8 protein-coding genes and 1 pseudogene are annotated in these 11,774 nt (G+C 42.0%); 3 read left to right on the top strand and 6 right to left on the bottom strand.

Features of this window, described 5'->3' with window-relative positions; genetic code table 11:
• Positions 1 to 319: 319 nt before the first annotated feature.
• From DP117_RS14165 to DP117_RS14180, 3 genes are all read left to right on the top strand, one after another.
• A complete protein-coding gene (locus DP117_RS14165) occupies positions 320 to 1,768 on the top strand; it encodes a glycoside hydrolase 100 family protein (protein ID WP_169218941.1) in 1,449 nt (482 codons plus the stop codon).
• Positions 1,769 to 3,142: 1,374 nt separating this feature from the next.
• On the top strand, positions 3,143 to 4,543 hold the full coding sequence (locus DP117_RS14175) for a 16S rRNA (cytosine(967)-C(5))-methyltransferase (RefSeq protein ID WP_282440277.1): 1,401 nt from the start codon (positions 3,143 to 3,145) through the stop codon (positions 4,541 to 4,543).
• Positions 4,544 to 4,633: 90 nt separating this feature from the next.
• On the top strand, positions 4,634 to 5,056 hold the full coding sequence (locus DP117_RS14180; protein WP_169218943.1) for a TerB family tellurite resistance protein: 423 nt from the start codon (positions 4,634 to 4,636) through the stop codon (positions 5,054 to 5,056).
• A 156-nt stretch (positions 5,057 to 5,212) separates the two neighbouring features.
• On the opposite strand, the gene DP117_RS14185 is transcribed toward DP117_RS14180, so the two are convergent.
• The 6 genes and pseudogenes from DP117_RS14185 to DP117_RS14210 all read right to left on the bottom strand — a co-directional run bounded on the left by DP117_RS14185 (position 5,213) and on the right by DP117_RS14210 (position 11,278).
• Positions 5,213 to 5,440 (bottom strand): hypothetical protein, encoded by a 228-nt coding sequence (locus DP117_RS14185; RefSeq protein WP_169218944.1) that lies wholly within the window; start codon positions 5,438 to 5,440, stop codon positions 5,213 to 5,215.
• 522 nt (positions 5,441 to 5,962) lie between these two features.
• Positions 5,963 to 6,727, bottom strand: a complete 765-nt coding sequence (locus DP117_RS14190) for a phytanoyl-CoA dioxygenase family protein (protein WP_169218945.1) — start codon at positions 6,725 to 6,727, stop codon at positions 5,963 to 5,965.
• A gap of 66 nt (positions 6,728 to 6,793) precedes the next feature.
• Positions 6,794 to 8,074 (bottom strand): annotated as a pseudogene (locus DP117_RS14195) (glycosyltransferase).
• A 287-nt stretch (positions 8,075 to 8,361) separates the two neighbouring features.
• The gene (locus DP117_RS14200) at positions 8,362 to 9,804 is read right to left on the bottom strand and encodes a bifunctional orotidine-5'-phosphate decarboxylase/orotate phosphoribosyltransferase (RefSeq protein ID WP_169218946.1); all 1,443 of its coding nucleotides are present in this window, start codon (positions 9,802 to 9,804) and stop codon (positions 8,362 to 8,364) included.
• Between the two features lie 68 nt (positions 9,805 to 9,872).
• Positions 9,873 to 10,595: a molybdopterin-dependent oxidoreductase gene (locus DP117_RS14205; RefSeq protein WP_169218947.1), complete on the bottom strand. Its 723-nt coding sequence runs from the start codon at positions 10,593 to 10,595 to the stop codon at positions 9,873 to 9,875.
• A gap of 83 nt (positions 10,596 to 10,678) precedes the next feature.
• The gene (locus tag DP117_RS14210) at positions 10,679 to 11,278 is read right to left on the bottom strand and encodes a cytochrome b/b6 domain-containing protein (RefSeq protein ID WP_169218948.1); all 600 of its coding nucleotides are present in this window, start codon (positions 11,276 to 11,278) and stop codon (positions 10,679 to 10,681) included.
• Positions 11,279 to 11,774: the final 496 nt, after the last annotated feature.

Here is an 11,774-nt window from a genome sequence, read left to right on the forward strand (position 1 = left end):
CTGGATTTCAAACAGAGCAAGATTATGATCTAAAAAATGCTATAAAAAGATTTGAATTGACTGTTTGAAGTGAGAGAAAACAAAAGTTTTCATTTCAAAAGAGATAATTCATTGAAAAAAAACTCTCAATGAAACTGTGAGAAATGAGTAGGCAAAGCGACTTTTGCTGTTATTAAAGTTTAGCGATTTTTGTTTGCTATTCTTCAAAAAATCATCATTGTTATGATGAAAATAACAGCAATAACTTAAACATTGGTGCATTTACAAGCAAACCAGCAAGCAAACCACAATTTACGACCAAAAGGGAGTTGTTCTAAAAATGCAATTAGATAACTTGGTATCAAGTGATAGTCTAGAAAAAGAAGGGTGGACAGCACTGGAAAGGTCCATTCTCTATTATAAAGGTCGTCCTGTAGGGACGGTAGCTGCTTATGATGCAACAGTAGAGGCGCTGAATTACGACCAATGTTTTATTCGGGATTTTGTATCTTCCGCTTTAATTTTTCTGATTAAAGGTAGAGCGGATATTGTCCGCAACTTTTTAGAAGAAACTTTAAGATTACAGCCTAAAGAAAGGCAATTGAATGCTTACAAGCCTGGTCGAGGTTTAATACCAGCTAGCTTTAAAGTAGTATGCGAAGCTGACGAAGAATATCTAGAAGCTGATTTTGGCGAACACGCTATTGCGCGAGTCACACCTGTTGATTCTTGCTTGTGGTGGGTTATTTTATTGCGTGCTTACGTTGTTGCTACGAAAGATTTTTCTCTAGCCTATAAACCTGAATTCCAACACGGTTTGAGATTAATTATGGAACTGTGTTTGGCAACTCGGTTTGATATGTACCCGACATTATTAGTTCCAGATGGTGCTTGTATGATTGACCGTCGTATGGGTATTTATGGGCACCCATTGGAAATTCAAGCTCTCTTTTTTACTGCATTACGTGCAGCAAGAGAACTGCTGGTTTGTCAGGGAAATGAGGATATTGTTACAGCTATTGATAATCGCTTACCGCTTCTACAGGCTCATATTCGCCAGCATTACTGGATGGATCTTCATCGCTTAAATAAGATTTATCGCTTCAAGAGTGAAGAGTATGGTAAAGCAGCAGCTAATCCCTTCAATATATATGCAGATTCACTACCTTATTATGAACTGGACAGGTGGTTGCCAAGAAAAGGTGGTTATCTAGTTGGTAATGTTGGACCTTCGCAGCTAGATACTCGCTTCTTTTGTTTAGCAAACATGATGGCTATTATTTCAGACCTTGCCAGTGAAGAGCAATCACAAGCAATTATGAATCTTATTGAAGAGCGATGGGAGGATTTAGTGGGAGATATGCCCATGAAAATTTGTTTCCCAGCTTTGGAAGACGAAGAGTATAAGATTGTCACTGGATGTGACCCCAAGAATATACCTTGGTCATATCATAATGGTGGAAGTTGGCCAGTTTTACTGTGGTTCTTATCAGCAGCTGCTGTGAAAACGAATAGAGTGGAACTTGCACACAAAGCTGTTGAAATTGCACAAGCACGCCTACATCTAGACGAATGGCCAGAGTATTACGATGGTAAGAAAGGGCGACTCATTGGGAAACAAGCCAGAAAATATCAAACCTGGACAATTACTGGATTTTTGTTAGCAAAAGAACTATTACGCAACCCTACATTTTTACCTTTGGTCACTTTTGCATCATTTAGTGTAGAACCTGCTTCTCGGGCTTGTGAGTTTGAACTCGTTGAGGCTAATACTTTGTACTTCGGGTGACGTTCTCCCCACCCTGCCTTCCGGCTCTTGGTGGGGCTTCCCCAAATTGCTTTGAAGCGTTTGCGTAGCGCCCCTCTTAGGGGCTAGCGGTTCCTTTTAGGAACTAGAAATTTCCTGCTAAGCCCTTCGGGCACGCTGCGCGAACATTGGTCGTTACTCCAGATGCCCCAAGTCCGAAAACATACAGCAACATCCACGCTCCGAAGCCCTTCGGGGAAGACCTTCGGTCTGGCTGCGCTAACGCAGTCCCCTCTGTCGGGAAACCCTCCTGCAGGGCTGTCTCACCTCCACAGGCAGTTTAGAGACTCCTGACGCCCCACGGAGTCTTTGTACATGAAGCAAAAGCTCTGTACAGCCAAAGGTAACTGATTTTACGCAACCAACCTGACAGACAAGATTACCTGTGCTTCTGGCTGCAACCCCCTATCAGTTGTCATGGTTCAGAACCGTTCCCAACGTTTGCACTGTTCACCAATTTGTCCCCTAAAAAATGGGCAGCACGCCACATGCGGGACTGCCGGGGAACCCTAGTCGAGCAGTGGCTCCTTTGTTTTGTTGATCTGTCGGCGCTCACGAGTACTCGTTGTAGTAAGGCTGCCCATTTTTTTCGTGTTAGACTCGGTCACCTTGTCAAGCAAGTTCGTTTGTGTCAAGTGGTCAGTGGTTAGCTGATACAATCATGATAGCATAAATGTAACGGCCTTGTACTGGCGAATGAAGAATAAAACATTAAACCTTCGGATATCTGAGCGCAGACTGAACAAGCTACGCGAATACTCAACGATGGAAGACAAAACTATGACTCGAATACTTGAAGACTTCATCGACTCGTTACCAACAAAGGAGGGTGGGAATTCCTCAAACAACCCACAATCTTGTTGATCGAGAACAACTTTAATTGGGGTTGCTTTCGTCATTCCCCGGCTATCCATCCCCACCGCACGGCGGACTCTTGAATTCCGCCGAACCGCGTTAAATTTTGTCATTTGACTGAAAGTTCTAAGACTGACTCATTGATAGTCTGGGAAAAGCGTGCATAACTTCGCCTTTTTGATGAACAACAAACATCTAAAAGCTTGATTTTTTCATGGAAACTGACTGATTTGAAATTCAGGCGATCGCCTTAGAATCACCCTTGCTTAGGTCTTGCAGCATTCTCAACAAGACCAAGAAAACCGGGTTTATTAACGAAAAATCAAGGTTTCTAGATTATATGAGTTGCAAGAAACCCGGTTTTTGAAGCTGCAGCAAGACCTCCGCCTGGGCATTCACAAATATCTTTTATACATTTTGGAATGAGACTGCTATCAGCAAAACCGCCAAGAGACTTGCTACCATCAGCTTGTCCAATTTTGAATTTTGAATGAGCGAATTTTGAACTTTGAATTGTTCCCATCTCCCCGTCAGCTGGCTTTTATGGCCTTGCGAGATGTTCATAAAGGGGCTTACACTGACATTGCCCTAGACAGAGTGCTGCAAAAAGTAAAATTACCAGATACTGACCGCCGCCTTGTCACAGAATTAGTCTATGGCTGCACCAGAAGACAGCGTACGCTTGACGCCTTCATCGACCAATTAGGCAAAAAGAAATCCCACCAACAGCCAAAAGACCTCCGCACTATTCTACATTTGGGCTTATACCAACTACAGTATCAAGAACGCATTCCTGAAAGTGCTGCTGTCAATACGACTGTCCAACTCGCTAGAGAGAATGGCTTTTCTGGACTGACGGGTTTTGTGAATGGTCTATTGCGACAGTATATCCGTTTAGAGAAGAAAGAAAATCAAACAAACAATGATCAAGAAAGTTCTCTATCTTCTTTCTTGTGTGTTCAATCTTCTGACCCCATAGAACGTTTAGGTATTTTATACAGCTTTCCTGACTGGATCATTCAAGTTTGGGTGGAACAATTTGGTTTAGCACAAACAGAACAACTTTGCTTGTGGATGAATAAGACTCCAGCCATTGATTTGCGAGTCAACCTCCTTCGCACTTCAACAGAACAAGTGGAAGCGGCGTTGACATCTGACGGTGTTGCATTCCAACAGCTTCCCCTGTTACCACAAGCTTTACGATTGATAAGTAACGCCGGTCCTATTCAAAATCTACCTGGTTATCACGAGGGTTGGTGGACAATACAAGATAGTAGCGCCCAATTAGTCAGTTATTTACTCGACCCTCAACCTGGTGAAGTGGTGATTGATGCTTGTGCTGCACCAGGGGGTAAAACAACTCACATTGCAGAGTTGATGAGGGATGAAGGAAAGATTTTTGCTTGTGACCGCACTTTCTCGCGTCTAAAAAAACTGCAAGAAAATGCTCAACGGTTGAAATTAAAATCTATTGAGATTTGTACTGGTGACAGTCGCAATATGCCTCAGTTTCAAAATACTGCTCACCGTGTCCTACTAGATGCCCCATGCTCTGGTTTGGGTACTTTGCACCGTCATGCTGATGCTCGTTGGCGACAGACTCCAAAAACTGTAGAAGAACTTTCGGTGCTTCAAAAAGAATTAATATCACATACATCTACTTTTGTCAAGGAAAATGGTGTCCTCGTTTATTCCACCTGTACACTGCATCCAAAAGAAAATGAAGATGTGGTTTCGTCTTTTTTGGCTGAGAATCCTAATTGGGAAATAGAGCCTCCTAATCCTGATTCTCCTGTTGGAGTACACTTCACTCCACAAGGTTGGATTAAAGTGTTACCCCATCAACAGAATATGGATGGCTTTTTTATGGTGCGTTTAAGGAAAACTAAGAATGAAAGGTAAGATTTTTTGATGAATGGGGAATAGGATATGGGGAATAGGAAAATAGTTATGAATACCAATTCTCAAATCCTAATTTTCTAAGAAAAAATCATGGTTAGTAATTCCAGTGTGAAAAACTTGGTGAAAATTCTGATTGGCGCAGCTTGGATTGATGGCAGAATTCAGCCAGAAGAAAGACAATATCTTCGCAAAATAGCTCAAGAAAAGGGTGTGGCGAATGATTCGGAAATTCAGCCTTTGCTACATGAGTTGGTTGCTGTCCAACCAGAACAGTTTTACGAGTGGGTGAAGGAATATTTAGGCGATCGCCCGAGTGCAGAAGATAGCCAAAACCTGATTGAAGCCATCAGTGGCTTAATTTACAGCGATGGCGAAGTTGCGATCGAAGAAGCAAAACTCTTAACGAAACTACAACAGTTATCAGACGCAAATGATTCAAGCCAAACTGGGCATAATGCCATTCTCAAACAAATTCAAAAGCTTTACCGTCGTTGGGTTGAAGTTCAACATTGAATAGAGTCTGCTAGTCTTAAGTTCTGAGCAATGAGTGCTAAGCAGTGCTGAGTCCTGAGTATCGACTTGTCGAGTCAAACAAAAACTCTTTGTTCTCCACTCGGAACTCGCAACTCATGACTCGGTACTGATGAAGCACTCACAACTCAGCACTATCTAGGACTTTGGCTCACCCAATCCTGGAGTCGGATCTTTGTCCACTTTAGGAACAAAATCAGGACGCTCTTTGTCTTCCCAACCCACGGGACGTTTAGAGTTGTACCAAGCAATTGAGCCAATAGTGACAGCTGCAATAAAGCCAATCACATACACAGCCGTGAAAGCCCAAGGAAATTGATATGGTTCTTTGACTGCTTCCGCTGCTACTTCCATCAAAAAATACATGAGTATAACCTCCTATAGTCGGCAACACTACATTAGACCGTATAGAAAGAGCGTATCACCGGCATCCACCGCAGGAGAGAGGAATATAGTTAGAGTGGGAAGTCACTCGCTAGCCCCTAAGGGGGGGCTGCGCAAACGCTGCCTACGGCACGCTACGCTAACAAATTCAAAATTCAAAATCACCGATAGCGCAGCGGGCAAGGGAGGGCATAGATTGGATGCCACAGGCTTGCCCTGAGCCCTATGCCTACGGCACGGCTGCGCCTATCGGGCACGGCTTGAGGCCGAACGGATTCGCAGTCGCCTCTGTCGGGAAACCCTCCTGCGCCGTGCTGTCTCACCGCAAAGCGTCTACGGAGGAAACCTCCGCTCCAACTTCTCTCAAAATTCACGCATTAAAGACAACAGGACTTACGCACAGACACGAAAGAAACCGGGTTTCACAGACCACAGACTTACGGCTAAAATGACGATTTTTCGTAAAGAAACCCGGTTTCTGCGTAAGTTCTAGATTATTCGGTTTCATCCTTGTGACCGAATTCTTTGAATATCTTTAAACAGAGCTGATTTAAATTCGTATCCAAGCAGTTGTTTGAGCTTAGGAGTTGCTCGTTCTAGCACTTCTTGCCGCACGTCATGCAACGGGTCTTCAAGAGGACGCACGAACTTAGGACCATAGTTGCCAAGAATTGAGACTCTTGGCTTCTCTGTAGCATTGACAGAGGTATCATGCCAGCAAAGACCGTGGGAAACAACGACTGAGCCAGCCTTTCCAGTGACTTTTTCAGCCGTTTTTGAAAAGTATACTGAGTCAGGCGGACTGCAAAGCTTCTGGCTACCTGGAGTGAAAAGTGGCGCACCGTTTTCCTCTTTGAAGTCCTCAACCATCCAAATGACTTGAACTTCCATTATGGGATAAGTCGGAAACGGCGGCTTCATTGTCCAATAAGGATAGTCTACGTGTACACCCATGTTTGTCGCACCAGGGTTGAGTATGTGAGCGGAGAAACCACCAAGTGTCATGTCATTCCCCAAAATAGTCTCGATGATTTCGATTATTGTTGGGTGCTGCACCATCAACTCGAAAATTTCGCCTTTGTAAATTAAGCCATACAATCGTTCCTTGTCTCCATCTATCAACAATTTTCCTTGCTGGCGCTCCTCCTGTGCGAGTTTGAGAACAAGGGAGCGAGCCTCTTGCGCCTGTTCTGCACTTAATACCTCAGGAATCAGAACATATCCCTTGCCTTGAATAATTTCGTCTACCAAACTTGCAACTTCTTTCATCGTAAAATTAACTCCTGACCAATGATTTGTGTTGTTGTTAGGCGTTTAGTTTTTATCTGTTATTGTTTAAATCGTTTGAGCCAAGACAGGCTTACCTGTAGATACCGCCTTCTCGACAATATCAGCAGCGCGACTCACTCCCCCAGCCTGACGAATAGCTTCTTGCAACCTCAGAGCATTCTGCTTGTAAGATTCTTGCGTTAACACTCGCTTGATGGCTTCTCGCAGCTTAGAAACACTCTATTTGTTGAGGGAAACAACTTCACCCGCCCCAGCCCAAGCAATACGCGCCGCTATCCCTGGCTGATCATTGGCAATGGGAATAGCAACCATTGGCACACCATTAGTTAAGCATTCTAGGGTGGTATTCATTCCTGCATGAGTAATCATGAAGGTGGTTTTTTTTAGCAATTCCAATTGGGGTACATATTTGACAACTAAAGGCTCACCCGGTAATTTCGGCAGTGCTTCTGGTTCAAGTGAACCTCCCAGAGACATCACGAACTGAACATCCAACCCCTCACATGCTTGAGCAATATCACGGAAAACGTACTGTAGCCGATTTTGTACAGTCCCTAGTGAAGCATAAATCAAGGGTTGTCCCGTCAACTTTTCATATGGAAAATCAACAGCATCCCGACCAACTGGACTATGATAAGGTCCTGTAAAATGAAACCACTGAGGTAAGTGCTGTCTTGGAAATTCTAGTTCAGCAGGCTGTTGACTGATTTGAGCTAGTTGAGAGAAGCGATCAGTAGAAACAGAGGGTATGGGTAAGTTCCACTCTCGGCGATACTCAGCTATCACCTCTTTGACTGGTTTGGTCATGCGTTTAAGCAACTCATAACCTGTTTGATTGCGAAGACGTGCCCACCAGGCAGGATTATAGCGCCAGTTTGTGAAATGAGGGGGAACACTCTCTTCTCTGTTAACAGCTACAGCACTACATACAGTCACGAAAGGAATATCTAGAGATTCTGCAACAGCTGCTCCCCCTGGTGAAACTTGGTCTATTAACAGTGCTTCGACACCTGCTTGTTTGATGGCTGTTGGTGCATCTCGAAGTATGACAACCGCTGACTCTTTAAGCAGATTGATAGTATATTTTGTTGCTGCAAGTCCGCTTAGTTTTCCAAGATCTGTCAAACATTGTGCGATCGCCCCACTTGGAAATTCTGATTCGCCTATTGCCCTAAATTCTAATCCTGCTGCTAGTATCCTAGGTTTCGCATCAAGCATTCCGATGAAAGTCACATGATGACCACGCTTTTGTAGTTCTTTTCCTAAGGGAATCATCGTGTTAAGGTGACCAGTGGATGCAGGGCAGATTAGTCCAAAATGAGTCATAGCTGATACTTTACAAAAGTTCAATAGAGTTTCAGATATGGCAAGCAAAACTATGCAACGGTTAAACTCAAAACCCGTTATCTACTTATTAAGTGCCAATCAAATCAGCTTATGCACTTAACTTAGATAGAGCATAAATGTAAAGAAATTGAACACTTTTGACAGAAGGCTTGCAAAAAAACAACTTTTGGTATACTAGCCCTCTGCTAATCACACATTTTACTTAAGTGTTAAAAACCTGTCCAACATTAGTTTTTCATAGTATATTTATTCCCATGCTGTACGTCCTACCTATTTGATGATTCACTTAAAGCTGAAAATTGCTCTTCATTAATTCGTCCAGCTTGATATAACGTCTCTGTGATTTCTGACATCGTTAAAACAGAATGACCTCGATAACCATTTTCTTGTAATCGGTTTTTCACCCCTTGTTCATGGTCGATAAAAACTACAATATCATTGATATTTAATCCGACAGATTTTAACTTTTCTGCTCCTTCCATAACGCTTTTACCACTGATGAGAATATCATCGACAACAACAACGGTTTCTCCTGGATAAAATTCACCCTCAATTAACCTTCGAGTTCCATGTGCTTTCGCTTCTTTGCGCGGGAAAATCATTGGACAATTGAGACGTAATGCTAAACCAGTAGCTGTAGGTAAAGAGCCATAAGGAATACCTGCTACTCTATCAAATTCTAAGCTTTTCAAAATCTCTTCATAAGCATTGATAACTTGATTAAAAACTTGTGGATTAGAAATAATTGTCCGTAAATCAACATAATAAGGAAATGTAGTACCTGATGCTTGCACATAGTTACCAAACATAATGCAACCGATATCATAAAGTTGCAAAATCAAATCTTGCTGCGGATGTTGTTCTAATAGACAAACATCAGGTAACCATACAGAACAACTGGAAGCATTATAGGTAATTTCAGTTTTGGCGTGATTAACTTCTGCTTGCAAAGACTGAACTTGTTCAGATAAATTTTCTTGTATCAAGATATCTTGAGGAACAGGAATCAGCAAACCGTCACCATTTGCATTCAAACCAGCTGCTAAAATTTTAGAAAGATTGTTACCTTCTGCCCAAATACTACGAGTCATGATCACTCGTTCAGGAGAAACTGCACGAATACGTGACAAAACATCTGGATTCGTCGTCCCGACTTCTAAACCCAGTTGTTCTAGAGTCCCCCAATTTTTTGATTCCTTGACAACCTGCAAATAAAAAGGTGACTCAGTTGAAGGATATTGCTGTAAAGTAATAGCAGTCGAATTAGAAGTACAACACAAAATAAAAACAGCCTTATCTGGGTAAACCAAAAAAGGCGCTACATGTTCTTGTCCTATATAAGGACTCAAAGTTATCGCATCTACACCCCATTGAGCAAACACAGTTTGGGCAAAAATAGTGCTGGTATTTAAATCACCATGTTTGGCATCTAAAATAATCGGAATGTGAGCAGGAACCGCTGCTAAAGTTTGCTGCAACAGTTCTAAACCTGGAGCACCTAAAGCTTCATAAAATCCGAGTGTCGGTTTATAAGCACAGACTTTATCGACTGTTTCAGAAATAATAAATTGCAACCAATCCGATAATCCAGAAATGATATCTTGAGATTTGTAGCGTTTGGGTATCATTTCTAGACTAGGATCTAACCCGATGAATAGAAGACTTTGATTTTGTGATATTGCCTGATTCAACTTATCAAAAAAGTTCATAGTTTTATTGAAAGGATAGATTTGTTGTGACAGTCATATTTCAGAGTTTTATAAAAAATCTTTCCTAATTACAGTCCTGCAAACCATTCATATCCTTGGTCTTCCCAATAACCTCGAAAACGAGACAATTGACTCACAAGTGTAATTTCAGTTATCCACTTACTTTGCTTATATCCAAGTTTAATGGGAGAAGCCAAACGAAGTGGCGCACCATTTTGTACTGGCAGAGATTCTCCGTTTTTCTGATAAGCTAATAAAGTTTGGGGATGCAAACTTGAAGCAATATCCCAGCTTGAATAGTAGCCATCAGCCGATTGGAAGTAAACATATCGGACATTTGCTTTCGGCTGTGCAAGAGCAACAATGTCTTGCAAGCGAACGCCTCCCCATTGCACAATTGCTGCCCAACCCTCTACACAAACATGACGAATAATCATGGACGTTAGGGGTAAAGAGTGAATTTCTGTTAAACTCAAGCTTAAGGGATTATTGACTTCACCATTCACAATTAAACGATATTTTGCCTGGTCAATAACTGGAGTATGCCTAAAGCTATTAATAATCAAAGCTTCTGGTTGAATCTCATTGTAAGAGAATTCTGGCACAGGTTTTTGTGAGTTCAATATAAAAGCTTCAACTTTTTCATTAAGTGGTTCAGACAGTTTACCAACAACATCTTCAAACAACGGTGTTCCACATCCACCAAGAAGAAAACTTGTGCCAGACAGTCCAGAAATTTGTAAAAATCGACGGCGTGATAATTGAGGACGATGAATGCGAATTAAATTCATAGGATTTATCATGAGCTATTTATAACTCGTTCTCTTCCTTCACTCTTTTGAGTCTCTCTGTTTTCTGTGACTCTGCTGTTGATTTACCAAAACATAGATTCAGTTAATTTATCACCTCCAGCCTGACGTCCTAACAAAAAGTGAGCTATGACAAATAAAAGAACTATTGGAACCGATGAAAAGTGAACAATTCGCAGTGCTTGCCAACTGCCAAACATATCGACAATCCAATGAAATTGAGCAGGTTTATACATTCCTAAACCTGTGAATATAGCTAAAAGTAGAATAGGAATAATACCTGTATAAATAATGCGATGCCAAGCATAAATAAGGCGTTTGGAATTTTTACTTTTTTGCAATGCTTTGAAGTCGTTGATACCTACAAATCGATGTCGCCAGCGCCGACTGATGAAAATATAAATTCCATACCAAAAAAGATTTAGCGCAAATAACCACATAGCAGCAAAATGCCAGTGTCTACCTCCAGCCAGCCAACCTCCTAAAGTAAATATAGGAGGAATGTGCCAACCTGCTCGTCCACCAAATACAGGATTGGCGTTGTAAATTTGCAGTCCACTGGTCAACATAATCAATACACTAATAATGTTAATCCAGTGGAAAATTTTGGCTCCTATTGCTTGAGTTGGTAACTTGCGATTTTTATAGGTAACAGTTGAAGTCATAGATAAACTTATCTATATTTGGCGTATACATTCGGTTGCCTTCAGAAACCAAGGCGTCATACCCTACACTTTACTACCTGTCAGCCATAAATTTGAGTGTTTCCGGAAATATCTAATCAGTAGTCTTTCTCAGGATTAAGCAATTCCTTGGCGATCGCTAGCCCCTTAGGGGGCCTGCGCTAACGCTGCTGCAAGGAAGCGCAGATCGCTATCGAGCTTACGTAATTTTTACCCTAGGTAATCTGGATGAACGCCTCAGTTAACAGTTTGTTTGACCCCTGCTTTATTAACCACAGCGAAATCGAGCGATTTCTTCGGTTTAGGACTTACGCACTGTACAAAAAGGACATCATGTGTATAACGTGATTTGGTCGTTCCAGACTTTTAACAATTACCGTTAGATGGGTGGCGATAAGCCGGAGGCTTGACGCAAAGCGTATCGCACTCCAGATGATCGAAAAATCAAGTTTTAACTTCTTCGCCGTAAGTCCTCCGC

The organism is Brasilonema sp. UFV-L1 (assembly GCF_012912105.1).
Taxonomy (GTDB): Bacteria; Cyanobacteriota; Cyanobacteriia; order Cyanobacteriales; family Nostocaceae; genus Brasilonema.

What these genes read in the sequence shown, in the direction of transcription:
- DP117_RS14200 (WP_169218946.1), bottom strand. Translation starts at nt 9,804, where the DNA reads ATGAACTTTTTTGATAAGTTGAATCAGGCAATATCACAAAATCAAAGT.
- DP117_RS14180 (WP_169218943.1), top strand. Translation starts at nt 4,634, where the DNA reads ATGGTTAGTAATTCCAGTGTGAAAAACTTGGTGAAAATTCTGATTGGC.
- DP117_RS14165 (WP_169218941.1), top strand. Translation starts at nt 320, where the DNA reads ATGCAATTAGATAACTTGGTATCAAGTGATAGTCTAGAAAAAGAAGGG.
- DP117_RS14185 (WP_169218944.1), bottom strand. Translation starts at nt 5,440, where the DNA reads ATGTATTTTTTGATGGAAGTAGCAGCGGAAGCAGTCAAAGAACCATAT.
- DP117_RS14205 (WP_169218947.1), bottom strand. Translation starts at nt 10,595, where the DNA reads ATGAATTTAATTCGCATTCATCGTCCTCAATTATCACGCCGTCGATTT.
- DP117_RS14190 (WP_169218945.1), bottom strand. Translation starts at nt 6,727, where the DNA reads ATGAAAGAAGTTGCAAGTTTGGTAGACGAAATTATTCAAGGCAAGGGA.
- DP117_RS14210 (WP_169218948.1), bottom strand. Translation starts at nt 11,278, where the DNA reads ATGACTTCAACTGTTACCTATAAAAATCGCAAGTTACCAACTCAAGCA.